The following is a 26,288-nucleotide window of genomic DNA, read 5'->3' as shown; positions in this document are numbered from 1 at the left end:
GAACCTGGAAGTTAAGCCCGCCAGCGCCGATGGTACTGCGACCGGGAGGTCGTGGGAGAGTAGGACGCCGCCGGACATTCACACTGTTAAGGGCCACCCCACTAGGGGTGGCCCTTAGCATTTGTGGCCCTGAAATTTCTGCACGGCATTGCGATCAGCCGGCTTTGCGTGCGGGCGTGTACGTCCACCAGGGCCGCGGCGGGTTGCCGTTCGCCTGGTCGACGGCGGACATGATCGTGTCGAGGAGACACGGGTCGTGCCGTTGCCGGTCGCGTTCGCAGATCGTTTCGTAGATCTCGACCGGATCCCGGCCGGCCAGTTGGTCGATCCGCGTGATCTCCGCGCGGCCCAGGTAGTCGGCGACGGCCGGGCCGACGTTCATGAGAGTCGTGAGTTCGCTCTTGGACATGCTTCGACCATGCCCCGCGAGGCCTGCATGGGTCTTGAACAAATCGGACGACTGTACGGCGTCGTGAGCCCTATGCTCCGGGGATGGCTGGGATGGTGCTGATCGTCGGGTTGCCGGGTGCCGGTAAGACCTCGTTGGCTCGGCGGCTGGAGGAGGATCGGAAGGCTGTCCGGTTCACTCCGGACGAATGGATGGACGCCCTGTTCAATACGAACGAGGTCGACGGAAGGCGCTGGGTACTCGAGTCCGAGCTCCTCTGGGGCGTCGCGGCGAGAGCGTTGGAGCTCGAGGTCGACGTGATCCTCGACTACGGCTGCTGGTCGGAAGAGGAGCGGGACCTGTTCCGGACCCGGGCGCAGGCGCTCGGTGCGAGCGCGGAGATCGTCGTACTCGATCTGCCGTTCGAGGTGCTCTGGGAGCGTCTCCGAAAGCGTAATGCGAACCTGCCGCCGGCGACGTTCCGTGCCAGCCGGGAGGAACTCGCGGAATGGAGCACCAAGTTCGAGGTGCCGACAGCGGAGGAACTGCAGCGCTGGGACCGGCAGCTCGTGCTCACAAACTAGCTATTCCTCGGGCGCGATGCCGACGAGCGCGGCCGCTGCGCAGATGTGGACCGGTGTGAGGTCGATGGGGGAGACCGGCGCCTGCAGAAGGGTGCCACGTTCGTACGGCGTGAGCGTGATGTCGATGCCGGGAGCGCCCGCCACCATGCCCCGCACATACGTGAGCCAGCCCATCATCGGGATCCCGCGCCGGAAGACGCCGGCCGCGGCGGCGAGCTCGGTGTCGGCGATGCTCGCCCACTGTGGCTCCCAGATCGTGACGACCGCCCGCAGGACCTGAGCGAAGCGTTCGGACTGCTGCAGCGCGTCCTCGTCGCTCCAGTGCAGCGTGAGCTGGTCCGAGACGGTCGTCATCGTGCCGCCCATGGAGAGGTCGAACAACCACGGCAGCTCGCCCGTGCTCTGCAGGTGCAGACGCGTCGTACTCGTACCGTTGGCGAGCACCTTGGTCGTCGCCTCGACCATCTCCTCCAGCGGCGTGGAGCCGTCGGCCTCGAGCACGTGGTACCCCCAGCGCTCGTCCTGCGTCCAGTTGTGGACGTCGGGGAACGCGACCGCCACCGCGGTCAGCGTCCGGCCGACCCGGAGTGCGCGGTGCTCGACGGTCTCGTCACGATGCGGCCATTGGGCGCGGAGCAGCCAGGAAGCCATTCACGCCCTCCGATCATGATGAGGCGGACAGAACGCAGCGCCGGACCGTGACACGGTGCCGGATGCAGGCGACGGTACGCCGTCATACGACCGCTTGACCAGAGCTCCGCCTACTCGGTGTGAGCAGGTTCGGCGCCTCTCCGGAAATGTCACCGGACCAGTCTGCTGCACCCCTTGGTGCAGGGTCAGCACCGGGGTCCGATTTTGGTAACAACACATCGAAATCTGGACAAGTGTCAAGCTCAGCCCGCCGGAGTCGCCGCAATCAGCGCACCCAGAGCGCTCGCCTGCGTACGCCAGTCACACACTCCGCCGCCTGCCCAGCGCTGACCGAGCCGGTTCAGCGAGTCGCGGTCGTTCTGCCAGATCGAGTCGGCCTGCTGCTGGGCATAGGTCCGGTACGACGCATCGCCTGTGGAGTCCGCCAGGTCCATGAAGTACCGCATGAAGATGCCCTTGAACTGCTTCTGGTTGTCGTCGCAATTGCCCGCTGGATCACAGCTCTCGGTGAGGATGCCGCCCGGGCTGAGCGAGGACATCGCCGCGTCACCCAGCTGCCGAGCCCTCGCGAGCAGGGAACCCTCTCCGGTGGCACGCCACAGTTCCAGCGCGCCGCCGATCGCCAGGCCTTGGTTGTACGTCCACACGGTCTGGCCGTTGTTGGTGCACGCACCGGTCACACCGTCGTTCACCAGGTTCGACGCGTTGATCATCCCGCTGCCAACGAACCAGTTCCATCCCGCGGTCGCCCGCTGCAACCAGACGGTGTCGCCGGTCAGCCGGTTGTGCAGCGCCGCGGTCAGCCGGATGTAGAGCCCGTTCGTCACCGCGTTCTTGTACGTGCGCTCGCGGTCCCACCACACCCCGCCGCCGCACGTGCTCGTGTCCCAGTACCCCTGGACGTACTTGGCGATGGTGACCGCCATGTCCAGGTACTTGCGGTCGCCGGTCAGGTCGTACGCCTCGATCCAAGCGATACCCCACCATTCGGTGTCGTCGATCGCGCGGCTGATGAAGTTTCCCTCCAGCGCGTCACCGCTCTTCTCGCCCGCCGGGAACACTCCATTGTTCTTCTCGAATACCTCGTTCACGATCCAGCGCAGATCGGTACGGCGGGTGCGCTGCTGGTAATCCATCAGCGTCGTCACCGCCACCGCGGAGTTCGACCAACTCGACAGCCACCACGCAGTGTGCGGCTGATACGAGTACATCAGCGCGTCCGCGGCTGCACCGGTGCGGTCCGAGGCCGGCCGCGCCCACGCCGTACAGCTGCCGTTCTGGCCTTCGACGGCTCGCCCGCACGCGCGGACCGCGCCGGGTGATCTCCCTGGGGCGGTAGGAAGAGAGCGCTCTCACCTGGTGAGTATGCGGGCCCACGGAAGCGAGGTCAAGACCTCATGTGATTGTTTCTGTCGGAAATTGTCGGACTACGTGAGGGTTGGCTCCAGAGTGGGAGTGGCGCCGCGGTACGACGTCATCCACTCGCGGAGCAGCTCGACCCGGGCCGCGTTGTCCTCGTTGCCCTTCACCACCGGCGCCTGGTTGTACGGCATGGTGTCCGAGCTGCGCCGGAGCTTGACGTACAGCCGGGAGGAGGCGAGCGCGTACCGCTCCATGTCGTCCTGGAGCGCGCCGATCACGGTGATGTTCCGGTCGCGACCGATCTGCTCGAACAGTGCCACCGCCTCGCGACGGTGCTGCGAACCGAGGTTGCGTCCGAGCTCGTCGAGGATCAGCAGCAGCGGGCGGTCCGAACCGCCGGCGAGCGCGGCCGCGCACACCAGCTTCACCGCCTTCTCGTCCATCTGGGCGGTGTTGCCCTTGACGTTGAACGCGGAGAACGGACCGCCCTCGGACCGGCGCCACTTCGGCGTGACCGTCCAGCGCCACGGCTTGTCGGGCTCGGCAGGCGGATCGGGCTCGGGGAACTCGAGTTTCGCGCCGTACCCGCCGTACTGCTGGTCGAGGCGGTCGAACTCCTGCGACACCAAGCGGAGTCGTGCCTTGATGCCGTCGGCGAGCGACGCGCGGTGGGCGCGGGCCGTGCTCTCCGCTTCGCCGAGGCCTTCGCGGGCGCGTTCGAGCGCGGCGTTCCGCTCGGCGCGCTGGCTGGCGATCTGCTGTTGCTGCAGGCTGTCGAACGTCTCGTGCTGGGCGAGGTGGCTGCTCAGCGTGCGGTGCAGCGCCGGCACCAGGCCGACGCGGTCGCCGAGGGTGCCGTTCGTCCAGCCGTCCGCGCCGTTCAGGATCTCCCACAGCTCGGTCGGGATCTCTTCACGCGAGCGGGCGTTCGGGAAGCAGCGGCGGATGACGTCGTCGAGCTGCGTGCAGGCCTGGTGGTTCCAGTCGGCCGTCGTACGGCGTTGCGCGTCGTCGGCCAGTCCGAGGATGAACTCCTCGGCTTCCGCGGGCGTCCCGCCCCAGGCCGTGGTCCGGGACGTGAGGTCGAGCGTGGTCTGCTCCTCGCGCAGCGCGAGGCGGCGGCCGGTCAGCTCGTCGAGGATCCGGTCGTGGTCGCGACGGGTCGCCTCGAGGTTCTTCAGCCGTTCGTCACGGACCAGTTGCTGGCCGGCGGCGGTCTCGGCGGACTCCTTCGCGGCCTGCAGTTGCGGCGCGAGCACGTCGCGGTCGGTCTCGTGCCGGTCGACGGTCTCGCGGAGCGCGAGGATCTGTTCCTGCACTGAGTCCGCATCGGCGAGCGCGCGAGCGGCCGCCGTACGACGCTCTGCCTGCTCGACCCGGGATCGCGCCTGGTCCAAGGCCGCCGAGGCTTCCGCGCGTGCTTCTGCTGCGGCCTCGACGCGGCGGCGGGCGGCCTCGATCCGCGCGGTCCGGCCGGTGATCGGCTCGTCGAACTGCCCGACGGCCACCACCCCGGCGACATCGTCGATGTTGTCCTTGGTCGCACGCTCGCCGATCGCAGCGAAGAACGAGTCCAGCACGAATCGTTTGTCGGCTGACTTCGGGCCTTTGATGGAGCCTTTGGCGCCAGGACGATTCGCCAGCACGAGCACGAATCCGGTGTACCCAGCGTCGGCCAGCGCGGTCGACGCAACCGTCGCGTCGCCCGCGTCGATGACCACGGCCTCGCGGTACGGCGCCAGTCGCGGCTCCCACTCGGCCCGGTCGGACTCGGGCAGTTCGGTGATGTCGGTGAGCGCACCGCAGTCGATCCCGGCGTTCGCCAGGACCTGCTGCTGCGGCGCGGAGACTGTCTGACCGCTCTCGGCCTCGCGCAGTTCGGCCGTCGTGTGCTCGACGGCGACCCGTGCGGCGTGGTCGCGGCCGATGTGTTCCTCGAGGACCTCGCGCGCTTCGGCCTGCTCTTCGGCCGCGGCGGCCAGGTCGCGGCCGTCGGCCGAACGGCCCGCTTCCAGCAGCCGCCGGTGCTCTTGTCCGAGGCGCTCCAGTTGCTCCCGCATCGACCGCTGCGCCAGGTCGAGCTCCCGGTCGCGAGCGTCGAGCTTGTCCCGCTCCTGGCGGGTCAGCTGAACGTCCCGGAGCATGCCCTCCTCGTTGCCAAAGGCATCGATGTCGGCCTCGATCGCTTCCTTGCGGGCCTCCTGCTCGGCGACCCGCTCGTCGAGAACTGTCAGCTCCTGAAGGATTTCGTCGTTCCGCGCGGAGCCGTCGATCAGGTGCCGCGCCGACCGCGCCTGCCAGGATTCCTTGGCCGCGGCGAGCGCTTCACGTGCCGCGGCACGCTGCAGGATGCCGGCCTCGACGGTCGCCATCTCCTGCTCCCAGCGCTGCAGGTCGGCAGTCGCCTGCTTGGTCGCCTCGCGCTGCGTGTGCTCGGCGGAGCGGTGCGCCTGCTCCTGCTCGAGCTCGTGATCGAGACCGGTGAGCGTCGCGATCGCGTTGAAGATGCGGGCCGGGCCGAGCTCGTTGAGCGGCTCGGCGAGCAGGTTCGCGGTCGGGCTCGATCGCACCGACGTCGAGAGGAACGAGACGCACCGGACCTGGCCGCCGTACAGGACCTGGGAGAGCTTGTTGGCGTGGAAGTCGGTGCGGCCGTTCGAGTGCGGGAGGGTGGACCACAACGCGTCGGCGCCGGCAGCCCGCTCGGCCTCGGTCGCGCCGTACGGGATGTGCAGGCCCTGTTTCCAGCGCAGATCGATGTACGACGCCTTGCGGTTGATGCGGATCCAGACGGTGATCGCGGCCGCCTCGATCTCGTCGAGGTCCGTCAGGTCGGGGTCGGAGAAGACGCCGACGATGTAGCCGCGGTCGACGTTCGACCAGTTGCCTTCCTGGCCGGCCGCCTCGGCGGTGAACAGCAGTTCGGCCGCGCCGGGCGCGCCGCTGGTCAGGCGCCACTGGTCGTCGGCGTGCAGGAGGCTGAGCGCGGCGATCCAGGAGGACTTGCCGGCGCCGTTCGAGTCGGTGGGGCCCTGGCCGGCGACCGTGATCAGGCCGCGGCCGATCATCGGGATCGGGTGCGTCGACAGCCGGGACAGGTCGACGACCTGCACACCGAGCAGCACCTTCGACCCCAGGATGTCGAACGGCCCGTCCTCACCAGCACTCATACTTCTTCTCCTACTTCTGCTGGAACCCCGTTGCGGGCGCGGATGGCTTCGGCGATCGGACTGGCCGGGGCGGCGGCGAGGATCAGCTGATCCTGCAGGCGACGACGTGCGGCCGGCGTCAGTCGCTGCAGCTGCGGACCCGGGATGTACGACGGTCCGCCCGAGTGATCGCCGGACAGCTGGATCAACCCCGCGGCGCGCAACCGCTGCAGGGCGAGCCGCCGCTCCTCGCCGCTGATCCTGGTCGTCCGCAGCTCGTCGACCGTGGTGGGCCGTGCGGACTTCCAGCTGTCGCCGGTCAGGATGCCTTCGCTGCGGGGGATCGCGACGGAATGGATCAGCACGAGCACCAGCACCGCGCGGTCGATGACGGACAACGGCTGCCAGCCTTGAGCCACCAGGCTGGCGGCGATGTCGTCGTCGTACCCCGCGGTCCAATGGGTGCCGTCGACGTGGACGAGGGTCCGGCCGATGAGCTTGAGCATGCGCTGCACCTGGCGGCGCAGGGTGACGTCGCGGAGACCGGCCAGCTGTACCTCGGCAACCGGGTGTGCGGCGTACTGCACTGCGCTGAACGCGGCGAGGACCTCGTCGCGGGAGCGGTCGCTGAGGTCCTGGAGCAGAGGGTCGAACAACGCGTGCTGCTGCTCAGTCATCCGTCACCTCCAACTGCTCCTCATCCGTTGCCATCGGTTGGGTAGACAGGATGGGGGCCGGGGGCTCTGGGAGGTGGCGGCAGAGGTCGCGGAGGGTGGTCAGGTCGGCGGCGGTCCAGCTGATGACGCGCGGGCCGAGGCGGACCTCGCCGGCCTTGTCGTTCCACAGGAGCCAGTGCGTGGCGTGCAGGCGGCGCAGGCTGCCGATGATCAAGGTGAGGTCGCTCGACTGCTCGGGGCGGCCGCGCATCCCGGCGTACACGGACCTGATCTGCGCGAGCGTGCCGGTCGAACCGGGCCAGGCCGGTGCGCTGCGATCGGTCCAGCAGCAGGCGACGCAGATCGCGAGGATGCGGGCCGTTTCGTTCGGCTGCTCGACGGCGACCGGGGGAGCGTCGAGCTCGTCGAGCACGCCATGACCCGCGCCCGACGGGAGCGTCGGCACCAGCCAGACCGTTGACCCATCCGGTGCCGCGGCTCGAGTGAGACCGGCGACGGCGGGCGTGTCCGGGTCGACCTCGAGCGGACCGGCGGATTGCACCTTCGCCCACCAGAGCGCGTTGTACAGCCGCCGCTCGACCGCTTCCGTGCTCATCGGACCACCCGGCGGAACACGCCCTCGGTCGCCCACGGCGTACCCGCGGTGGGATCGATCCGCATGCCGTCGGACCACACCAGCTCGTACTCGAGCTCGTCGTGCAGGTGCGCCGCCGTCAGCTCGGCGAGCACGCGGCGCGCGGTGATCCAGTCGCCTGCCTCGTCGATGACTTCGACGATGTCTACGGACGGTCGCCCGGCCAGCACCCGCTCCGCTTCGGCGCGCAGGTCCTCGCGGTCCGTCGCGGCGGCGGACTCGGGAGCATCCGCGTCCGCAGTCGGCCGCGGAGGCGCCATCCGCGCGGTGCCGCTGCGGCGTCCTGTTTCTACTGCCTCGACCATCGTCTGCGCGGAGAAGTCCGGCGCGGCGGCGTCGAACAACAGACCGTCGAGTACGGCGGCCAGCGTGTCGGGCTCGCTGCTTCGGGAGAAGGTCAGCCACGTCTCGATGGGCAGGAGGCCGAGCGCCCGCGTCGTACCGGCGCGCTCGACCAGGCGGCCGGCGGCGAGCTGGACAGCGTCGGCGTACGCCGCCAGCGCCATCCGGAGCGAGGTGCAGTCGCGATGCAGCTCGGGCCAGCGGTCCAGGACCAGGCGGTGCACCTTCTCGGCCTGCTCGATCAGGCGCTCGTTGCCCCACGCGAGCTGAGCGTTCTCGCGGAGCTGGGCGGTGGTGCTGGTCGAGACGAGGATGGCGAGCTCGTTGCCGAGCAGGCGGAAGACCTTGGTCAGGCGGCCGATCGAGGCCTTGCCGTCGTCGGCCGTCGCCTGCGGATCGCTCACGCTGTGCGCCTCGAGGGTGAGCAGCTGGTGCAGCTCGCCCTGGCCGCCCTGGACGGACATCCGCCGCAGGAACATCAGCATCACATACGGCGCGAAGGCGGCGCGGTGGCGCAATTCGTTCGGACGGTCGACGAGTTTGGTGATCGCGCCGTACTGCCGGAGGACGTCGAAGCGGCGGACGATCACATCGTGTGGATACGCCCGGCAGGCGAGGGTGGCCTGCTCCACGGTCAGACCGTCGCTGCCGGCCTCGGCGAACGCGTCCAGGATCGCCTGGTCGGCGTCGAGCAGATCCGGGTCGACGATCATCGCGCCGGCCTCGCGGGCGAGCACGGCGAACACCTGACGGTAGACGCGCAGCACGGCCGCGTCGGCCTCGGCGTCGAGCAATGTCGCGTCCATCCGCACTCCCTCCCGTGAGAAAAGGACTCTAACCACCCGCACCGACAGACCAAAACCCGGCTGCCGCTCTCCTGTGGAAAACCGGATGACGGCGGATGCGCGGCTGCCTACCATCCGAGGTGTGATGAGAATCCTTGGCTGATGCGGTCGATAGGCCGCGTCAGTACCACGGCACCCACGGGTGTCGCCCCGCCGGAGTGGACCCATGGTCCCCGGCGCGCTTGCTGATTCTCTCCGTACGGAGCCTGCACATGACTGTGCACCCTTTTGTCCGCTCTATCGGCGCGCAACACCCCCGTGTCCGTGACCTGCTCGCGCTGCGCAAGGACGGCTCACCCGGCCGGATCATGGTCGAAGGCATCTGGGAACACGACCGCCTGCTCACCACGACCGCCACCGTCGACACCTTCTTCTGGTGTCCCGAGGCCGGCGTGACCGACGTCGCCCGGATCGCCGACCGCGCCACCGAGGTCTACCGGATCTCGGAGAAGCTGCTCACCCGCCTGTCCCGCAAGACCCGCTCCGACGGCCTGATCTCGATCGCCCGGGTCCCGGAGTGGCGGCCGCAGGCGTTCCGCTTCACCAGCCGCTCGCTGGTCCTGGTGGCCGACGGGGTCGAGTACGCAGGCAACCTCGGCACCCTGATCCGTACGGCGGACGCCGCCAACGCCGACTGCCTCGTCCTGACCAGCCGCCGCGCGCGCCCGACGCACCCCGCTGTGTACTCCGCGAGCCGCGGCACCGTGCTGTCGACCCCGATCGTGGAGTTCGACGACATCCCGTCGGCGGCCGCGTGGCTGCGGAGTCACCGGTTCCGCGTGCACCTCGCGGACCCGGCCGCGACGGGCACCTATCGAGTTCCGCAGTACAACGGTCCGACCGCGTTCGTGGTCGGTTCGGAGGGCTCGGGGTTGTCGCGGGCGTGGCACGACGAGGGGTTCGACGCGGTGTCGATCCCGATGCTCGGTCAGGCGGATTCGCTGAACGTCGCGCTGTCGGCCGGGATCCTGCTGTTCGAGGCGCGGGCTCGGAAGGAAGGTTGGTGACGCATTGGGCACAATGGCACCGCCGCCGAAGACAAGGAGAGTGCCCGTGCCGTTCGAGCCAGGCGAGGTCGTCGCCCCGTCCGATCCGCGCATCGTCCTCGAAGGACAGTGGGGACAGCAGCCCGGAGTGGCGATCACCGTCAACTCCGGGTCGCGGATCTCGTTCTCGTACGCCGGTGAGCGGCTGCAACTGCTGTTCGACACCGATGGACTGACCGTCGCGCCGCATCTGTGGATCACGGTCGACGACGGCGAGCCTTCGCTGCATGTGCTCGACGGACCGGTCATCGAACTGTCAGCGCCCGATGGCAGGCACCAGGTGTCGGTGCTGGTGAAGGACGTCAACGAGCACGTCAACCGGTGGAACCCGCCGTTCGAATGCGCGGTTGTGTTCGCGGGTCTCGTGCTCGACGTTCGGTCGGTGTTGCGGCTCAGTGGTCGGCCGAGTGGTCCGCGGTTGGAGTTCTACGGTGACTCGATCACGCAGGGCGTGCGGTCGTTGAGCGAGCACCCGGAGTCGGAGGGGGCGGACGGTACGACGTCGTACGCCTATCTGACTGCGCGCGCGTTCGGCGCCACGTCGTACCAGGTCGGGTTCGGGAGCCAGGGGATCAGCAAGCCGGGGAACGGCGAGGTGCCGGCCGGGGTCGACTCGTTCGGGTGGAACTTCGCCGGTTCACCGGCCGAGCGGGTCGAGCCGTCGGACGTGGTGGTGATCAACCTCGGCGTGAACGACCCGACGCTGGAGGTCGAGGAGTACGCCGCTTATGTACGCCGGGTGCGGGCGGCGTACCCGTCCGCGACGCTCGTGTCGCTGACCCCGTTCAACGGCAAGCACGCGGAGACGATCCAGGCCGCGGTGAAGTCCCTGGACGACCCGAACCTGATCTGCATCGACTCCACCGGCTGGATCACCGAGGACGACTGCACCGACCAGGTCCACCCGACGGTCGCAGGCCACACCAAAATCGCCACCCACCTGACCAAGGCGCTCGAAGCCCAAACCTCCCTCCGCCGCCCCGCCTAACCCTCCGGCGCGCCGCGCGGCACACCCTCCCTGCGTTTGGCCGAACACGGACGGATATCCCCCGCAGTTGTGGGTTCTCCGGTGGTGTAACAAGGGAGAACCCACAACAGCAGGGGATATCCCTTCCTGCTGTGGCTGATCCGGCGGCCCCGGTCTACGTGCCTGCGAGGCAGCTCCTCCTTCTATCTATGACAAAAAGGGGCGTTGCGCAACAGACTGTTTTTTCGGCATCCAGGGACCGCAGACTGGGGGGCGTCGAGAGGAGCGGGGTTGTGGTGACGGCGGGTGATGTCGAGGTGGCGACCGAGTGCGTAGTGGGGGCGCTGCGGCCGGCGGTGGAAGCTGATTGGGGTGTGCGGGCCGGGACGATCGAGTGGAGTTGCCGGAAGACGGCCGAGCACATCGGGCAGGCGCAACTGCGTTGGGCGTCGCAGCTCGCTGTCGGAGCGCGCACGCAGTACGTGCGCTGGTCCGCGCAGGCGCAACAGCTCGCTCCACCCGCCGGCGTACTCGATTTCGTCGAGGCCGCGGGGCGGATCCTCGCGTCGGTCGTCCGCGCGAGCCCGCCCGGGACGCGGGCATTCCACCCATGGGGGATCGGCGATCCGGAAGGCTTCGCCGGAATGGCGTGTGTGGAGCTGCTCGTCCACGGTCAGGATCTCGCCGACGGTATGGACTGCCCGCTCGACGCGCCCGCCGACCTGTGCGATCGCGTCCTCATGCGGCTGTTCCCGCACGAACCACGCGCAGCCGACGACCCGTGGCTCGAACTGCGCCGACTGACCGGCCGTACGACGGTCGCGGCCGCACCGCCACCCGCTTCGTGGAAGTGGCGCCCAACCCCACTCGACGAACCCTGGGACGCGAACCCGAAGCCCGAACCGATGCCGTTCGTCCCACTGCCCGCGGCAGGATAAGCAGATGGCATTCGAGACCGTGGACGAGTACATCGCGTCGTTCCCCGCAGAGGTCCGCGAGGTCCTGAACGAAGTACGCCGTACCATCCACGCGGCCGTACCCGACGCGGGCGAGAAAATCAGCTACCAAATGCCGACCATCACCCTCGACGGCACCTCCCTCCTGCACTTCAGCGCCTGGAAAACCCACCTCGCGATCTACCCGATTCCACCCACCGACCCCACCCTCACCGAAGCCCTAACCCCCTACCGCTCCGGCAAAGGCACCCTCAAATTCCCCCTCAACAAACCAATCCCGTACGACCTCATCACCCGACTCACCGAAGCCTTCGTCGCGGCTCGGGGCTGAGGGTCAGAGGAGGTCTTGGGGGGAAGCTGCGGGTGGGTGGGTGAGGGTCCAGTCGTTGAAGCTTTTGTCGAAGCGGTACCAGAGGTTGTCTCGGCCGAGGCGGAGTTGGATTTTGGCGGTGGTTACTCGGTTGGCTTCGGTGGTGGCTTGGGGCAGGGCTTCGAGCGCTTCGGCCAGGGCTTCGGGGTCTACGTCGTGGGGGTCGTCGACGGTGACGGCCAGGCCGCCGGGGCCGGCTTGGCGCCAGGCGGTGGCCCAGGTGGTGAGTTGACGGGCGGAGATGCCGGCTCGGTGCGCTAGGTCGGCGAGTTCCGGCGTACCGAGGGAGGCTGCTGCTCGGCGTGCGAGGTCCTGCTCGAACGTGAGTGCCTGGTTGGCGTCGCCGGACGCCAGTTGCCAGGCTCGGCGGGCGGCGTCGGTGGCGAGGGCGACGAGATCGCGTACGTCGACGCCGGACGAACGCGGTGGATCCAGCACCTTCACCGCCGCTGGCACACCTGGCGCCCCGAGCGGCCGAGGCGGCGCCGGCACAGGAACCACACTCAAAGCATTCCCATCGGGTAGGTGGCGGGCGAAGGCTGCTATTGCTGGGATGCCTGCTGGTGCGGGAGTGCGGGGCGCGAGAGGTTGGCTGGTGGTGCCGGTGCGGCGGGTGCGGAGGGTGGTGAGGAGTTCGTCCTTGCGGCGGCCGCGGAGGAGCAGCAACGCGAAGGGGTCGTCGTCCAGTGCATCTGCTACGAGGTAGCAAACGGCCGCGGAATGCTTGCACGGTACGGCGAAGTCCGGGCAGCTGCAGTTCGTCAGCACCTCGCCCGCGCCGGGCAGCAGATCCAGCCCGGCCGCCTGGACGTCCTCCACAACCTCCGGCGGCAACTCCCCGTCGAGCAACGCGGCAACGCGCCCGATCTGCGCCGACACAACGTCGAGTACGGCGTCCCATTCGTCCGCGGAGAACGCACGGATCCGGACCGTCACCTGGTACGGCGTGACGCGGCTGCCCTGCACCACCGCCTCGACCTCGCCCGGGCTGACCGTCAGCTCCAGCACACTGCCGCGCCGCGCGTACGACCGTCCGCGCGACAGCCGCCCCGGATCGAGCCGCGCCCGCTGCTCGAGCGCCTCCAACCAGGCCCGGCCCCACCACGTCGCCCCGAACGTCCGCCGGCTCCCCGCGCCCTTGGCCGCCGGCAACCCGGCGTCCTCGCCCTTCCTCCGCCATCCTTGCCACGGCGTCCGATCGTCAACCATCGGATTTCCCAACCGCAGAAGGGTTGTAGGCGCTCGCCGACCCGGATCGCACCGGCCCTGTCGACAGCTCGACGAGCTCGGTCAGCTCCGCGTCCGACAGCTCGCTCAACCATGCCTCACCCGACCCGACGACGGCGTCCGCGAGGTCGCGTTTCGCGTTGATCACCGTGGCGATCCGGTCCTCGAGCGTGTTCTCGGTGACGAGCCGATGGACCTGCACCGGACGGTCCTGACCGATCCGGTACGCGCGGTCCGTCGCCTGATCCTCGACCGCCGGGTTCCACCACCGGTCGTAGTGCACGACATGCGTGGCCTGTGTCAGCGTCAGCCCGACCCCGCCGGCCTTCAGCGACAGCAGGAACACCGGCGCCTCGCCCGACTGGAACTGCTCCACCATCTGCTCGCGCTTCCGCACCCCGATACCACCGTGCAGGAACAGCGTCTTGACCTGCCGCGCGGCCAGATGCGCCTCGATCAGCCGGCACATCTCGACGTACTGACTGAAGATCAGCACCGACTCGCCCTCGGCCAGGATCACGTCGAGCAGCTCGTCCAGCCCCGCGAGTTTGCCGGACCGCCGCTCGAGCGGACCGGGCTCGTGCAGGAACTGCGCCGGATGGTTGCACACCTGCTTCAACTGCGTGAGCAGACTCAGCACCAGCCCGCGCCGCGCGATGCCCTCGGCATCCTCGATCTTCGCGAGCGTTTCCTTCGCGACGGCCTGGTAGAGCGTGGCCTGCTCGGTGGTCATTGGTACGACGACATCGTGCTCGGACTTCTGCGGCAACTCCGGCGCGATCCCCGGATCACTCTTCCGCCGACGCAGCAGGAACGGCCGAGTGACCCGACCGAGCCGAGCGGTCGCCTCCTCGTCGTGGAATCGCTCGACCGGTACGGCGACGTCGTGGCGGAACCTGTCGAGTGTGCCGAGCAGCCCAGGCGCCGCCCAGTCGAGGATCGACCACAGCTCGGAGAGCCGGTTCTCGACCGGCGTACCGGTGAGCGCGATCCTGGTTGCTGACGGCAATGTTCGCAACGCGCGGGCGGTGCGGGACAACGGGTTCTTCGCGTGCTGCGCCTCGTCCGCGACAGCGAGGCCCCACGCGATCTCACCGAGCACGCGGTGATCCTGGCGCACCACGCCGTACGTCGTGAGCACGACCTCGTCGGGCGCGAGATCACTGAGCGTCCGCCCCGCACCGTGGTAGCGACGGGTCGGCACGTCGGGGGCGAACCGCTCGAACTCCCGCTCCCAGGTGCCGAGCAACGTCGACGGGCACACGACGACTGTCGGGCCGCGCCCCTTGAGCTGCAGGTGCAGCGCGATGACCTGGATCGTCTTGCCGAGGCCCATGTCGTCGGCGAGACAACCGCCGAGACCAAGGTTGGCGAGCTGCGCCATCCACGCGACCCCGCGGCGTTGGTAGTCGCGCAGGGTCGCCTTGAGACCAACAGGCTCGGTGAACGGTGCCGGCTCCTCGGCCGTTCGCAGTCGGGCGAGCATCGCTGCCAGCGAACCGTCGGCGTCGAACGGCACCAGCTCGCCGTCGACCTCGATGGTCCCGGTGAGCGCGGCACCCAGCGCCTCGGCGCCGGTGAGCTGGCGGGTGGAGCCGTTGCGGAGTCGTCGGACGAGGTCGTGGTCGACCCGGATCCAGCGGCCGCGCATGCGGATCATCGGACGCTTCGCCTCCGCGAGCGCGGCGACCTCGGCCTCGGTCAGGTCCTGGCCGTCGAGCGTGGGACGCCAGCGGAACGCGACGAGCTCGGTCAGGCTGAAATCGGGCCCGGTGACGGCACCAGGAGTCGGCGTTGCGACGGTGGCGCGGACGGCCAGCTCGCCGGCGAACAGCTCGGTCGGCCAGAGCACCTCGATGCCGGCGCCTTCCAGTGCCGTACTGCCCTCGGCGAGCTCTTCCAACGCCTCGTCGTCGATCGGGACGTCTTCCGGCGCAGCGTCACGGAGGGCCGAACCGAGCGGCGGCCAGACCCGGGCGCCGCGGCGGAGGGCGAGGAGGAGGTCGGTCTCGGCGCGTTCACCGAGGGCCGTGAGTACGGCGGCCGGTGCGTTCCACATGTCGGCGACGTCGACCAGCAGGCTCGGGTCCACGCCGCTCCGCAACTGCAGAACTGCCCGGAAGCCGTCCGTGGACTCGGGTGGTTCGATGCGGAGGACGAGGCGCGTGCCGGCTTGCTCAGCGAGGGCGGTTTCATCGAGCCAAGCGGTCGGGCCAGCGAGCGCTGTGGGCTCGGCGGCCGCGAACGGCGCGGCGCCGGGGCGGACTGCTACGGCCGCGGCGGGAGTGCGGATCAGGGTGTCCGCGAGCGCGTCCCAGAACGCGCGCACCAGCTGCTCCGGCTCGACCAGCCGAACAGGACGGGTGCCGTCGAGCGGCAGTGCATGACCGTACGCCGGCATTGCGGCGCTGAGGTTCCGCAGCCAGGCGTGGTCGAGTGGGTCGAGCGGCGCCACCCGCCAAGCGCCGTACCCCTCCGGGCTCCTGTCGGGCACCAGCCGCCCGCGCCCGATCAGCACCAACCCCGCAAGCCCAGCCGCTCGCCACGCCGCCCAGCTGCCCGAGCCGTCCAGCCGATCCGAGTCCTGCTCGGCAAGGCGGGTCAGTACTTCTTCTATGTCCAGAAGACGAGCGGGGACCGTCGTACGGCGGACCGTGGTGCCGCGGGGGAGGACCAGGTCGACCGTCCCGTTGGCGGTTTCACCCGAGCCGGGCAAGTCGCCGTACAGCGCCAGCCGGCCCGCGCGCGGCGGGTCAGCAGGCACGAAGACGGCGTCGAACATGCCCTGCACAGTACGCGGCGCCACCGACAATCCCGGACTTGACCTGAACCAGTGTTGAGGTTGCAGGCTCGGAGGCTCCAAGCAGACAACCGGAGAGTGTGAATATGCGTGCAGCAGTAGTGACCGCGTTCGGCGGTCCGGACGTGATCGAGACCCGCGAGGTCCCGGCTCCCGAGCCCGCCGCGGGGCAGGTGCTCGTCGAGGTCGGCGTGGCGGACGTGATCTTCGTCGAGACCGCGATCCGCCGAGGTGAGCACGGCGAGTTCTTCAACGTGCAGACGCCGTACGTCACCGGCACCAACCTCGGCGGACGGGTCCGCGCGGTCGGCCCCGACGTATCCGCGGACTGGATCGGCAAGACCGTCGTGGGTCGCGGCGTGGCCTTCGGCACTCATGCGGAGCTGGCCCTGACCACGACCGATCTGGTCGAGGTACCGCCCGAACTCGACCTGCGGACCGCGGTCGCGGTGTACGGCGACGGCTTCACGGCCCTCATGCTCGAGGAACTCGTGCCGCCGATGGCCGGCCAGGACGTACTGATCACCGCATCCGCCGGCGGCATGGGCCTGCTGCTGATCCAGCTCGCGCACAAGGCTGGAGCCCGCGTCATCGCGGCCGCCCGCGGCGACGAGAAGCTCGAACTCAGCCGGGCCCAGGGCGCCGACGTACTGATCGACTACGGCAAGCCGGGCTGGGAGAAGTTGGTGCTTGAGGCAACGAGCGGCCAAGGCGCGGACATCGTGTTCGAAGGCGCCGGCGGCGACCTGGGTGCGGCTGCGTTCAGCGTGGTGAAGGACGGCGGCTGGATCTCCGCCCACGGCGCGCCGAGTGGCAGCTTCGCGCCGTACGACGCCGCCGAGGTCGAGCGGCGCGGCCTCACCGTGAAGGGCATCATGGATCTGCGCGCGGACTCGACGACCACGTCGGTCACCGGCGCCGCCGTGATCGCCCGCGCGGCTGCGGGGGATCTCAAGCCGGTCATTGACCAGGTCTACGACCTCGACCATGTGGCCGACGCGCACCGGGCGCTCGAGAACCGCACGTTGCGCGGTAAGGCGCTGATCGAGGTCAGTCGCTGACGGCTCGCTCGGCAGCCTCTTGCTCGGCAGCCTCTTGTTGCGCAGCCTCGTCGGGCTGCAGGTCTTCGGGGTGGTTCGGGCGCGCGACCATGATCTGGTTCCGCCCGGACCGCTTGGCTCTCAGCAGTGCGTCGTCGGCGGCCAGGATCAGCTGGTCCATCGTGTTCGCGACAGCCGGGTAGACGGCCGCGCCGAACGACGCCGGTACGCCGTCGAGCGTCGCCGTACCCCCGTCCGTCGTACTGACCGAGACCGTGAGGCCTACGAGCCGCTCTCTGATCCGCTCCGCGATCTCCAGCACCTCGGACTCGAACGCACCCGGCAGCAGCACCGCCAGCTCGTCTCCACCGACCCGGGCGACCAGGTCGCCGTTACGGACCTCCGCACGGATCGCCTCACCGGCGGCACGCAGCGCCTCGTCTCCAGCTGGGTGGCCGTAGGTGTCGTTGATCTCCTTGAACTTGTCCAGGTCCAGCATCAGCAGACCGACTGTGCTGCGCAGTGTGTCCGCGCGAGCGAGCTCTGCGGGCACTGCGCTCGCCCAGTACGACGAAGTGGCCAGACCGGTCTTGGAGTCGATGCCGGCGGCGCGCTGGTACTGCGGGAGCAGCAGGTCCCTGTGCAACGCCAGCACCGTCACCATGAGCACCGGAACGACCCAGGGGTACGACGTCTGCACCGCAGCGATCGCCACGCCCAGCCCCAGACCGGCGCACACGACCATCTGGTCCGACAGCTCACCGAGCGCCTCACGCGCCGTGGCGTCCGGAGTGGAGAGCAGGATCGCTCCGATGACCAGTGCGTAGTTCACCAGCCACCAGGTCGCGGCCGCGGCCAGAACCACCAGCAGCGACCAGAAGCCGGTTGGTACGCGCGGAGCGTCCAGGAGACCGCCTGCACGCAGTACGGCGGCTGCTGCGGCGCTGGCCAGGATGTACGTCGAGGTGGAGAAGACCTTGCGGTGCGCGACGGTCCGGCCGTACACGCGGAACCAGGAGTACGTGTAGGCGAGCACGACCAGCGGGACCACGAGCGACAGCGGGAGCAGCAGCAGGGCCGCGAAGATCCACAGGCACTTCAGATTGGTGTGCGGCGAGGTGTTGGCCGCCATCTCGCGTCGGCGCTCGATTCCGCGGGCACACTCCAGGTGCAGGGTCGAGGCCACGGCCAGTACGACGAACGCCACCCACTCCGAATGCCGGACGCCGGAATTCGGGCCGCTCAGCGTGCTCCGGACCGCGAGTGTGGTAATCGTCACCGCAATCAAATCAATCGCGAGCACATAAGCCAGGGCGGTCCTGGGCAACGACCAGAGCTTCCATTGCCGAGGTAGCACCCAGCTGCTCCGACCGATCAGAATCATCGTCTGCCTCACAAGCGGTCGATCTGAGCGGTTATGCATTCATAGTAACGACCTGTTCACATCAGGTCACCCGGATGCCCGGGTCAGTCCACCAGTTGGTCAGCACCAAGAAGGGTCGAAAACATGCAGATCTCAGCGCTCCCCACCCGTACCGGCACCGACGGCGTCGGCGGCAACGACTGGTTCACGGGTGGCAATGACTGGTTCACCGGTGGCGGCAACGACTGGTGACCGACGGTATTTCTTTACTGCTTTCTTACATTCCACAGGAATCGTTCACCGCATAAACCCGGAAGCCCGGCAATTTACCGCACCAGGATTATCCATGGACTATGCCAATTACTATCCGTGGCATCCTGCCTGCCGAGGGTGATCGCAACGGCGGCGGCGCGGCGCATCAGTGCCAGTTCGGCAACGAATCGGGGACCCGGTGGCGCGCGATTTGGGTGAACGTTCTACTCTGGAGATCTCCGGTAGCGGGGTCTGGGCGGGGCGGCCCCGACCCTGCTACCGGAGCTCTTCGTTCTGGCCCCTCTGCGCGGGCCTTGTGGCGAGTCCGGAAACTGTCGGTGGCGCCCGGTAGCGTTCTCAGTGCCAGGGGCGGCTCCTGGACGTGCTTCCTTCTCCTTCACCAGGCCAAGTAGCGCGTCCGCTCTCCGCCCCTGGCGCACTCTTCAGATGAAGGACGTCAGCGGGGAGACGGTATGCCGGACCAACCAGCGGATCCGCAAGCGGCTGTGCTGCTGCGCCGCCGCCGGCTCGTCGACGCCACCGCCCTCACTCCACCGGTACGGCGCTCCGCCTGGCAGTGGCCGCGCCGACCGCTCACGATCCAGGCGGGCCTGTCCGCGCTGCAGGCGGACCTGATCCAGCGCGGCCTCCTGCTCTCGGTCGGTCTGTACCGGCACTGCGCCTCGCTGTCGGCGCCCGCGCTGGCCGGTTTCGGCAGTGCGCTGCTCGACCTGCTCGACGCCGAGTCCGGGTTCGACGCCAAGCACACGCCGTTGTTCCGGGGCTTCCCGGAGAGCGTGCCGGGCAACACCGAGACCTTCTACGTGAACCGGGTCTTCGCCCGCCTGCTGCAGGAGCCTGAGCAACCCTGCGTGCTCTGCGGCGACACGACCTCCGTGCACGCGGTCTCTCCGTGCGCACACCTGGTCTGCCGCACGTGCTGGGACGGCACCGACCTCAGCGCCTGTCCGCTCTGCCTGCGCCGCATCGACCCGAAGGATCCGTTCCTCAAGCCGTCGCCGGCCGAGGAGCCGCCCACGCATGTCCGTTCGGATCGCCTGCGGCTACTCTCGCTGGCCACGGCCCACTCGGTCCGCCAGACCGTCGGCGCCTTGCTGGCCCGCCGCGCACCCCTGTCCGCCGCGGACCGCGCGGACCTGCAGGTGCTGCTCGCCGGCGCCAGCTCGGCCTGGATCCCCGATGACATCCCGGTCCGGGAAACCCGTGCACTGGTCATCGCGCACTTCCTCGCCGACGATCCCGAGCTGATCGATCGCGCCGACACCGCCACCGACGTACTGCGGCTGATCTACGCCTTGATGGACGCCGACCCCGGGCTGCGGACGCCGCCGGCCCGGCGGAAGTCGTTGCCGCGGGCAACTCGGCGGCTCGTGCTGGAGCGTCTAGACCGGCTCCCGGTTGAGACACTGGTGGAGGACATGCTGCGCCACGAGCGTGCCTGGAAACGGATCGGCGAGAACCTGCATCCGTTCGAGTTCGCCGCGCGCTCCCCGGTCGCCGCGCTGGCGTTCGCGGTCCTCCGGCGTACCGATCTGGACCTCGGCACGCCGGCTGGACGGGCGGTGGCGGGCGAGGCTTCGCAGCATCCGCTGGTGCGGGTGGAGCACGGGCGGCTCGTGCTGAGCACGTTCAGCTCGCGCGTCGAGGGCGCTTTCATACAAGGGCGACCGGAGCAGGCGCTCGACCTGCTGCGGCAGCGTCCCGGCGAGTTGGTACGCCGTTTGGTGCACCTGGCGCGTGCGCTTCCGCCCGCGCAACACGCGGAGCTCGTCGACGCCGTGACGACTGCGGTGTCGGACGTCTCGCCGGCGGTCATCACAGCAGCACTCGGCCAGGTCCGGACGCCGCCGGGCGATCTGCGGTTGTTCTTCCCGCGCGGCGGGACCACCCGGATCTGGACATCGGTCGACGATCGGGAGCCGTTGCCCAGTGCGCTCGCCGTCGAGCTGTCCGGCGTACTGACCGGGGAAATGTTGCGCCGGGCAACGGGATTGCCGCGCTGGCAGCGGGTGTTCCTGGACGAGGAGCTGTCCCGGATGGCGGCGCCCGGCTCGGAGCGGAACGCGTCGTCGAGCCTGCTGCGGATGACGCGGGGGAGCGCGGTGCCGATCCCGCAGGACGAGCTGCTGCGGCTGTTCCTGCACTGGGTCGAGCCGCGGGGGCTGCGGATCGATCTCGATCTGTCCGTGGCGGTGTTGGACGAGGAGTGGGGTTTCGTCGGGCTGTGCGACTACACCCGGCTGCGGTTCGACCAGGACGCGCTGGTGCATTCCGGCGACCTGACGTCCGCGCCGGGCCCGGACGGATCGACGGAGTTCGTGGACATCGACCTGCGCGCGGTGCGCCGGGTGAGCGGTCGTTATCTGCTGCCGGTGGTGTTCAGCTACAACGACGTACCGTTCGACGAGTTGGAGCGCGGCTTCGTCGGCATGCTGCGGCAACCGAACGGGCTGTTCGATCCGGCGGCGGTCGAGGACCGCTTCGACCTGGCCGGTCCGGCGAAGATCCTGATGCCGTTCGGCGTCGACCTGCACAACAAGGAACTGCGCTGGTACGACGTGAACCTCGGCGCGGCCGGCTACGGCCACAACATCGCGGGGTACGGCGGTCGTCTCGGGCTGATGGCGGCGACGCTGGAAGAGGTGCACGGGTCGGGCGACCGGGTGAGCCTGTGGGAGATCTGCTGCTGGCACGCGGCGGCGCGGGCCGACGAGATCGCGGTCCGGTGCGCCGACGGGTCGGTCGTGGGCTATGTCCGGGACCCGGCCGAGGAGGCGGCGACGTTCGCGCGGCGGGTCGTCGCGCGGCTGGAGCCGGACCGGAGCTGGGACGAGGACGCGGCGAAACGCGCCGATTTCGTGGCGGTCCTGACCGGTGACGTGACGCCGCGTGCGGGCGCGGAGGTCTACGCGCTGCATCCGCGTCTACTCGACGGCGCGAGCCTGTCGCTCATCGACGCGCCGTACCTGCTGTCGGCTCTGGCCCCCGACTCACGCGCTCGCGCCAGCCTCGGAGCAACCTCTCCCGCTCCCTGACCTTCGCTCGGGCGAGTCTGGCAGGAGCCTGAGAAGAAATTGACAATTCCGTGACGGAGGCGGGGCCGGTGCTTTGGACCGGTCCCTGGCAGGAGTACAACGGAATTGACGCGAAGGGAGCCACGAATGACGTATGACGTGGTGGTGCTCATCGAGCGGGAGATGAGCGAGGGCGACGCGCGCCGCGTTGCCGCCCTGCATGCAAGACGCGAAGACGCCGTGGACTACCACCTGCTGGTCTCCAGTCATCCGGAGAGCGGGTTCGGCGGTCCGATGGCGTTGCTGGGATCGACGTTCGCGGATGTGGCCGGTCTGACCGGCTCGGCGTCCGTTGTCGGCTCGGCGACGGTGGCGTCGGCGCGCACCAGCCCGCCGGCAACAGTTGACCGAGCACAGAGTCGAACACAGCGTGGAACACAGGGCGGACCACCGACGGCGACCCTCGCGGACCCGGCCGTCGATCTCGCCTCGGTGATCGAGCACAGCTCCCGGCAGCTTCGGGCGGCGAGCGGCTACCCGGTGCACGTCTCCATCACGCACGGCGAGGTGCTGCTGGCGCTGATGCAGATGGTGAAGACCACCAAGAGCCAAGAGGTCGTGGTGGTCGCCTGGCCGGAGACCGCAGCATCATTCGTGTGCTCCGACTGGACCACCAAGGCACGCAAGCTCCTGAAGGTGCCCCGAGTCCGCATCCTCGAACACGACACCTGATCTCAGCCTGGTGGTTGGTGCGGGAGTCGCACCTGGACCGTGGTCTCGCCGGGGCGTGACGTGATGGCGATCGTGCCGCCGTGGTGTTCGGCGACGATCCGTTGCGCGATGTCGAGGCCCAGACCGGTGCCCTTGCCGACGTCCTTGGTCGTGTAGAACGGCTCGAACGCGCGGGCCGCGACCTCCGGCGGCATCCCGGGTCCGGTGTCGGTGAACTCGACGACGACCCGGTCGCCGTCGGTCCGGGTCGTGATCCGCAACGTGCCGACGCCTTCCATCGCGTCGACCGCGTTGTCGATCAGGTTCGTCCAGACCTGGTTGAGTTCGCCGGCGTACGCATCGATCCGGGGTACGCCGGCGCCGTACGCGCGAACCACCTCGACGCCGTCGCGGAGCTTGTGCCCGAGCATCACGAGCGTGCTCTCGATGCCCTCGGTGATGTCGATCGTCTGGATCGAGCCGCGGTCCATCTGCGAGTACGAGCGGACCGCGGCCACCAGTTCGGTGATCCGCCGCGTCGACTCCTTGACCTCGCTGAGCAGCGTCGCGACCGACAAGGTGCTGGCCACCCATTCGAGGCCGGGCTCCAGTGCATCGCCGAGTATGTCGGCTGCGCGCTCGCACCAGTCCACGCTCGTGCCGGCCGCGGCGAGCGGGGGAGCGATGAACCACGACCGGTCGACGCCGTGGTCGTCGAGCCAGTCCGCGATGGTGTTCTCGTGATCGGCGAGGTCCACCGGATCGGGCGCCGCCGTACCCGAGCCGAGCTCGAGCCGCAGCTCGTCCAGCGCACTGAACTGCGCGGCCGTCGCGTCGCCTTCCGCGAGCCCGCGCAGCGCCGACAGAAGCGTGACGCACGCGGTGTCGAGTGCGCTGACCGAGCGTGCGGCGGCCGCGGCGGGGTTGTTGATCTCGTGCGCCAGCCCGGCCGCCAACGTACCGAGCGTGATCAGCGACTCGCGCTGCCGGGCGGTCGACTCGATCGCCCGCGCGGTCCCGTACACGCCCTTGATCAGATGCCCCGCGAGCGGGAACCAGTCGTCGATCCGCTCCCGCAGTACGTCGGCCGGCACCCGCAGTACCCGTCCTTCGGCGAGGCCGCGGCCGCTGGCGAGGTACACGCCGTGCTCGTCCCACGCGCGGAACCCGCCCGCCCAGCGGCCCGGGACGTCCATCTTGCCCATCACGGTGTCCTCGCGGCCGATCTTGCGGTGCAGCGAGATCGCGCCGTCGACGAGCACCCACCAGAAGTCGGCGGGTTCGCCCTCGTGGAACAGGTCGACGCCGCGCTCGATCGACACCTCGGTGCTGCCGTCGATCAGCTCCTCGAGTTGCGCATCGCTCAACCCGGCGAAGAGCGGGATGGCGCGCAGGTCGACGGCGTACATCAGACGGTCGCAAGGTAGCGGTGGACGAGATAGATCGACATGGCGCCTTCGCCGACCGCGGACGCCACGCGTTTCATCGAGTCGAGCCGCACGTCGCCGGCCGCGAACACCCCCGGCACGCTGGTCTCCAACGCGTACGGCGGCCTGGCCAGCGACCACCTGTTCTGTGCGATCAGATCCGGCCCGGTCACGACGAACCCCTTGGCGTCGCGTACGACGGAGTCGCCGAGCCAATCGGTCCGCGGGATCGCGCCGACGAAGATGAACAACCAGCTCGCGAGCACCTCCTCGACCCGGCCAGAGGTGCGGTCGGCGAACGTCAGGGCCTCGAGATGACCGTCGCCGCGGCAACCGACCACCTCGGTCCGGCACCGTACCTCGATGTGCGCGGCCTCGGAGATCTTGTCGATGAGGTACCGCGACATCGAGCTCTCGAGCGTGTCGCCGCGGACCAGGAGGACGACGCGTTTGGCGTAGCGGGCCAGGTTGAGCGCTGCCTGTCCGGCCGAGTTCGCAGCGCCCACGACGTACACCTCGTCGTCCTGGACCTGCCTGGCTTCGCTTGCCGTCGCTCCGTAGTACACGCCGCGGCCGGTGAGGTCGCCGAGGCCGTCGACGTCGAGGCTGCGGTACGAGACGCCGGTCGCGACGATCAGCGCGCGGGCCTCGATCTCACCGGATCCTTCGAGCAGTACGGCGTGCACGGGGCCGCGGGACTCGAGGCCCACGACCGAGCGCGCGAGCACCATCTCCGCGCCGAAGCGGGACGCCTGGGCGACGGCGCGCTGGGCGAGGTCGGAGCCGGTGAGGCCGCGCGGGAACCCGAGGTAGTTCTCGATCGCCGCGCTGAGTCCGGCCTGTCCGCCGGGGGCCTCGCGCTCGACGATCACTGTGCTGAGGCCCTCGGATGCGGCATAGACCCCTGCCGCGAGTCCGGCCGGTCCGCCGCCGACGATGCAGACGTCGTACAGCGGTTGCTCGGCGCGGGTCCGTAGCCCGAGGGCGGAGGCGAGGTCGAGGGCGGTGGGGGAGCGGAGCGTGTCGCCTTCCGGGATCAGGACCAGCGGGAGGTCGTGGTCGGTGGCGTCGGCGAGTTCTTTGAGGCGCCGGCCTTCGGTGTCGCGTTCGACGTCGTACCAGCGGTACGGGACGTGGTTGCGGGCCAGGAACGTCTTGATGTCGTGCGCGCGGTCCGACCAGCGGTTGCCGACGACACGGACGTCGGAGGTGTGCTCGGGGTTCGCGTGCTGCCAGTCGCCGAGCAGGTCGTCGACGACCGGGAAGAGCTGGTCCTCGGGCGGGTCCCAGGGTTTCAGCAGGTAGTAGTCGAGGCCGATCTCGTTGATCGCTCGGATCGCCACGTCCGTGTCGGCGTACGCGGTGAGTAGTAGGTACTTCGCGCTCGGGGCGTGCTCGCGGGCGCGTTCGAGCAGTTCGATGCCGGTCATGCCGGGCATTCGCTGGTCGGTTGCGATCAACGCGATCGGTTGGTTGCGCAAGGCGAGCTTTGTCAGCGCGGCGAGCGCCTGATCGCCCGAAGTCGCGCGGACGACCAGGTAGTCGTCGCCGTACCGGCGTCGCAGGTCGCGGGAGATGGCCGCCGAGACCATCGGGTCGTCGTCGACCGTGAGAATCGCAGGTTTGCTCACGCTTGTGCCCCCCACAGCAGTGAACCGATCCCGTCAGAATGCCACGGGAATGACTCAGTCCTCTATGAGCGCACGCAACGTTTCCTGCTCGGAGTCAGGCACGTACCCGGCGTAGTAGTCGAACATGTTCTGGCGGGCGATCCGGGCCGCGGCGTGGCCGTTGCCTGCGCGGATCGCGTCGACCACCTCGGCGTGGTGGTGCAGGGACTCGAGCATCAGGGCGCGGCTGTTGGGAGCATGGGCGATCTTGTCGGCGATCAGTCCGAGTACGACGCCGCGGACGACCTCGTTGCAGGTCTGGATCAGGGAGTTCCGGCTGATCCGCGCGATCAGCTCGTGGAACGCGAGGTCGGCCTCGCTGAACGCGGCGAAGTCGACGTCGATCGCGTCCCGCATCGCGACCAGGGTCGCCTCGAGGGCGTCCAGCTCCTCCGGGGTCCGCAGCCGGGACGCGACCTGGATCGCGGCGCCGTCCATGATCATCCGGAACCCGATCAGCTCACTCAGAGTCAGTTCGTCGACCCGCGCCAGCCTCGCCACCTGTTTGCGCAGCGCGGATGAGGAGTACGGCAGGAGCTCCGGGCCGTTCGGATCGCCGGGCCGGGAGCGGACCACGCCGTTGCTCTCCAGCACCCGCAGCGCCTCGCGAACCGTCGACCGACTGACGGCGAACTGCGCGACCAGTTCACGCTCGCTCGGCAGCCGCTGGCCCGGTGTCAGGTCACCGCGGGCGAGCGCGTCCTCGATCTGCTCGACGATCCGCTGATAAGCGCGCACGGGTTGTACCGGTTCGAACTGCGGACCCTTTGTCATCCGGCACACCCCCATTCG

Annotated in this window: 21 protein-coding genes and 1 rRNA gene; 9 read left to right on the top strand and 13 right to left on the bottom strand. The window is 69.2% G+C overall.

What is annotated here, in order from left to right:
- Positions 1-76 (top strand): 5S ribosomal RNA (gene rrf, locus ACLJOO_RS40900); the annotation flags it as partial.
- Positions 77-154: 78 nt separating this feature from the next.
- Here the strand turns inward: rrf and ACLJOO_RS40895 are convergent.
- A complete protein-coding gene (locus tag ACLJOO_RS40895) occupies positions 155-409 on the bottom strand; it encodes a helix-hairpin-helix domain-containing protein (RefSeq protein ID WP_410793544.1) in 255 nt (84 codons plus the stop codon).
- Positions 410-492: 83 nt separating this feature from the next.
- Between ACLJOO_RS40895 and ACLJOO_RS40890 the strand changes: the two genes are divergently transcribed.
- Complete coding sequence (locus ACLJOO_RS40890; protein WP_410793542.1) at positions 493-972, top strand: AAA family ATPase; 480 nt, start codon at positions 493-495, stop codon at positions 970-972.
- Here the strand turns inward: ACLJOO_RS40890 and ACLJOO_RS40885 are convergent, their stop codons facing one another.
- The 6 genes from ACLJOO_RS40885 to ACLJOO_RS40860 form a co-directional block, all read right to left on the bottom strand.
- Entirely contained in the window at positions 973-1,623 is a 651-nt protein-coding gene (locus ACLJOO_RS40885; protein WP_410793540.1) for a hypothetical protein, read from the bottom strand.
- A gap of 242 nt (positions 1,624-1,865) precedes the next feature.
- On the bottom strand, positions 1,866-2,834 hold the full coding sequence (locus tag ACLJOO_RS40880; protein ID WP_410793538.1) for a glycoside hydrolase family 76 protein: 969 nt from the start codon (positions 2,832-2,834) through the stop codon (positions 1,866-1,868).
- 216 nt (positions 2,835-3,050) lie between these two features.
- Entirely contained in the window at positions 3,051-6,155 is a 3,105-nt protein-coding gene (locus ACLJOO_RS40875) for a chromosome segregation ATPase (RefSeq protein ID WP_410793537.1), read from the bottom strand.
- Positions 6,152-6,811, bottom strand: coding sequence for a hypothetical protein (locus ACLJOO_RS40870; RefSeq protein WP_410793536.1), 660 nt, complete (start codon positions 6,809-6,811; stop codon positions 6,152-6,154). The genes ACLJOO_RS40875 and ACLJOO_RS40870 overlap by 4 nt, the downstream gene beginning before the upstream one ends.
- On the bottom strand, positions 6,804-7,406 hold the full coding sequence (locus ACLJOO_RS40865; RefSeq protein ID WP_410793535.1) for a hypothetical protein: 603 nt from the start codon (positions 7,404-7,406) through the stop codon (positions 6,804-6,806). The genes ACLJOO_RS40870 and ACLJOO_RS40865 overlap by 8 nt, the downstream gene beginning before the upstream one ends.
- Positions 7,403-8,593 (bottom strand): hypothetical protein, encoded by a 1,191-nt coding sequence (locus ACLJOO_RS40860; protein ID WP_410793533.1) that lies wholly within the window; start codon positions 8,591-8,593, stop codon positions 7,403-7,405. The genes ACLJOO_RS40865 and ACLJOO_RS40860 overlap by 4 nt, the downstream gene beginning before the upstream one ends.
- 251 nt (positions 8,594-8,844) lie before the next feature.
- Between ACLJOO_RS40860 and ACLJOO_RS40855 the strand changes: the two genes are divergently transcribed.
- From ACLJOO_RS40855 to ACLJOO_RS40840, 4 genes are all read left to right on the top strand, one after another.
- Positions 8,845-9,639, top strand: a complete 795-nt coding sequence (locus tag ACLJOO_RS40855) for a TrmH family RNA methyltransferase (RefSeq protein ID WP_410793531.1) — start codon at positions 8,845-8,847, stop codon at positions 9,637-9,639.
- Positions 9,640-9,685: 46 nt separating this feature from the next.
- Positions 9,686-10,666, top strand: coding sequence for an SGNH/GDSL hydrolase family protein (locus ACLJOO_RS40850; RefSeq protein WP_410793529.1), 981 nt, complete (start codon positions 9,686-9,688; stop codon positions 10,664-10,666).
- 272 nt (positions 10,667-10,938) lie between these two features.
- On the top strand, positions 10,939-11,583 hold the full coding sequence (locus ACLJOO_RS40845; RefSeq protein WP_410793528.1) for a maleylpyruvate isomerase N-terminal domain-containing protein: 645 nt from the start codon (positions 10,939-10,941) through the stop codon (positions 11,581-11,583).
- Between the two features lie 4 nt (positions 11,584-11,587).
- Entirely contained in the window at positions 11,588-11,932 is a 345-nt protein-coding gene (locus ACLJOO_RS40840; RefSeq protein ID WP_410793526.1) for an iron chaperone, read from the top strand.
- A 3-nt stretch (positions 11,933-11,935) separates the two neighbouring features.
- Here the strand turns inward: ACLJOO_RS40840 and ACLJOO_RS40835 are convergent, their stop codons facing one another.
- Together ACLJOO_RS40835 and ACLJOO_RS40830 are read right to left on the bottom strand one after the other, a co-directional pair.
- Positions 11,936-13,180, bottom strand: coding sequence for an SWIM zinc finger family protein (locus ACLJOO_RS40835; RefSeq protein ID WP_410793525.1), 1,245 nt, complete (start codon positions 13,178-13,180; stop codon positions 11,936-11,938).
- Positions 13,173-16,004 (bottom strand): DEAD/DEAH box helicase, encoded by a 2,832-nt coding sequence (locus ACLJOO_RS40830; protein ID WP_410793523.1) that lies wholly within the window; start codon positions 16,002-16,004, stop codon positions 13,173-13,175. The genes ACLJOO_RS40835 and ACLJOO_RS40830 overlap by 8 nt, the downstream gene beginning before the upstream one ends.
- An 80-nt stretch (positions 16,005-16,084) precedes the next feature.
- Between ACLJOO_RS40830 and ACLJOO_RS40825 the strand changes: the two genes are divergently transcribed.
- Positions 16,085-17,059, top strand: coding sequence for a zinc-binding dehydrogenase (locus ACLJOO_RS40825; protein ID WP_410793522.1), 975 nt, complete (start codon positions 16,085-16,087; stop codon positions 17,057-17,059).
- On the opposite strand, the gene ACLJOO_RS40820 is transcribed toward ACLJOO_RS40825, so the two are convergent.
- Entirely contained in the window at positions 17,049-18,317 is a 1,269-nt protein-coding gene (locus tag ACLJOO_RS40820; RefSeq protein WP_410793520.1) for a diguanylate cyclase, read from the bottom strand. The two genes, ACLJOO_RS40825 and ACLJOO_RS40820, sit on opposite strands and share 11 nt — an antisense overlap.
- 809 nt (positions 18,318-19,126) lie before the next feature.
- On the opposite strand from ACLJOO_RS40820, the gene ACLJOO_RS40815 reads away from it, so the two are divergent.
- A complete protein-coding gene (locus ACLJOO_RS40815; protein WP_410793518.1) occupies positions 19,127-21,709 on the top strand; it encodes an MXAN_6230/SCO0854 family RING domain-containing protein in 2,583 nt (860 codons plus the stop codon).
- Positions 21,710-21,835: 126 nt separating this feature from the next.
- Entirely contained in the window at positions 21,836-22,420 is a 585-nt protein-coding gene (locus ACLJOO_RS40810; RefSeq protein WP_410793516.1) for a hypothetical protein, read from the top strand.
- 2 nt (positions 22,421-22,422) lie between these two features.
- Here the strand turns inward: ACLJOO_RS40810 and ACLJOO_RS40805 are convergent, their stop codons facing one another.
- The 3 genes from ACLJOO_RS40805 to ACLJOO_RS40795 are packed head-to-tail and all read right to left on the bottom strand — an operon-like array spanning position 22,423 to position 26,234.
- The gene (locus tag ACLJOO_RS40805) at positions 22,423-23,808 is read right to left on the bottom strand and encodes a sensor histidine kinase (protein ID WP_410793514.1); all 1,386 of its coding nucleotides are present in this window, start codon (positions 23,806-23,808) and stop codon (positions 22,423-22,425) included.
- Entirely contained in the window at positions 23,808-25,457 is a 1,650-nt protein-coding gene (locus tag ACLJOO_RS40800) for an FAD-dependent oxidoreductase (RefSeq protein ID WP_410793512.1), read from the bottom strand. Before ACLJOO_RS40800 ends, ACLJOO_RS40805 begins: the two co-directional genes overlap by 1 nt.
- 54 nt (positions 25,458-25,511) lie before the next feature.
- Positions 25,512-26,234: a FadR/GntR family transcriptional regulator gene (locus tag ACLJOO_RS40795; protein WP_410793511.1), complete on the bottom strand. Its 723-nt coding sequence runs from the start codon at positions 26,232-26,234 to the stop codon at positions 25,512-25,514.
- Positions 26,235-26,288: the final 54 nt, after the last annotated feature.

It is taken from the genome of Kribbella sp. C-35 (genome assembly GCF_046549195.1).
Lineage (GTDB): Bacteria > Actinomycetota > Actinomycetes > Propionibacteriales > Kribbellaceae > Kribbella.
Note: the sequence above shows the minus strand (reverse complement) of the source record. Positions and strands in the feature narration are given on the sequence as shown.

What these genes read in the sequence shown, in the direction of transcription:
- ACLJOO_RS40825 (WP_410793522.1), top strand. Translation starts at nt 16,085, where the DNA reads ATGCGTGCAGCAGTAGTGACCGCGTTCGGCGGTCCGGACGTGATCGAG.
- ACLJOO_RS40860 (WP_410793533.1), bottom strand. Translation starts at nt 8,593, where the DNA reads ATGGACGCGACATTGCTCGACGCCGAGGCCGACGCGGCCGTGCTGCGC.
- ACLJOO_RS40885 (WP_410793540.1), bottom strand. Translation starts at nt 1,623, where the DNA reads ATGGCTTCCTGGCTGCTCCGCGCCCAATGGCCGCATCGTGACGAGACC.
- ACLJOO_RS40890 (WP_410793542.1), top strand. Translation starts at nt 493, where the DNA reads ATGGCTGGGATGGTGCTGATCGTCGGGTTGCCGGGTGCCGGTAAGACC.
- ACLJOO_RS40835 (WP_410793525.1), bottom strand. Translation starts at nt 13,180, where the DNA reads ATGGTTGACGATCGGACGCCGTGGCAAGGATGGCGGAGGAAGGGCGAG.
- ACLJOO_RS40865 (WP_410793535.1), bottom strand. Translation starts at nt 7,406, where the DNA reads ATGAGCACGGAAGCGGTCGAGCGGCGGCTGTACAACGCGCTCTGGTGG.
- ACLJOO_RS40870 (WP_410793536.1), bottom strand. Translation starts at nt 6,811, where the DNA reads ATGACTGAGCAGCAGCACGCGTTGTTCGACCCTCTGCTCCAGGACCTC.
- ACLJOO_RS40810 (WP_410793516.1), top strand. Translation starts at nt 21,836, where the DNA reads ATGACGTATGACGTGGTGGTGCTCATCGAGCGGGAGATGAGCGAGGGC.
- ACLJOO_RS40840 (WP_410793526.1), top strand. Translation starts at nt 11,588, where the DNA reads ATGGCATTCGAGACCGTGGACGAGTACATCGCGTCGTTCCCCGCAGAG.
- ACLJOO_RS40805 (WP_410793514.1), bottom strand. Translation starts at nt 23,808, where the DNA reads ATGTACGCCGTCGACCTGCGCGCCATCCCGCTCTTCGCCGGGTTGAGC.
- ACLJOO_RS40815 (WP_410793518.1), top strand. Translation starts at nt 19,127, where the DNA reads ATGCCGGACCAACCAGCGGATCCGCAAGCGGCTGTGCTGCTGCGCCGC.
- ACLJOO_RS40895 (WP_410793544.1), bottom strand. Translation starts at nt 409, where the DNA reads ATGTCCAAGAGCGAACTCACGACTCTCATGAACGTCGGCCCGGCCGTC.
- ACLJOO_RS40855 (WP_410793531.1), top strand. Translation starts at nt 8,845, where the DNA reads ATGACTGTGCACCCTTTTGTCCGCTCTATCGGCGCGCAACACCCCCGT.
- ACLJOO_RS40880 (WP_410793538.1), bottom strand. Translation starts at nt 2,834, where the DNA reads ATGTACTCGTATCAGCCGCACACTGCGTGGTGGCTGTCGAGTTGGTCG.
- ACLJOO_RS40875 (WP_410793537.1), bottom strand. Translation starts at nt 6,155, where the DNA reads ATGAGTGCTGGTGAGGACGGGCCGTTCGACATCCTGGGGTCGAAGGTG.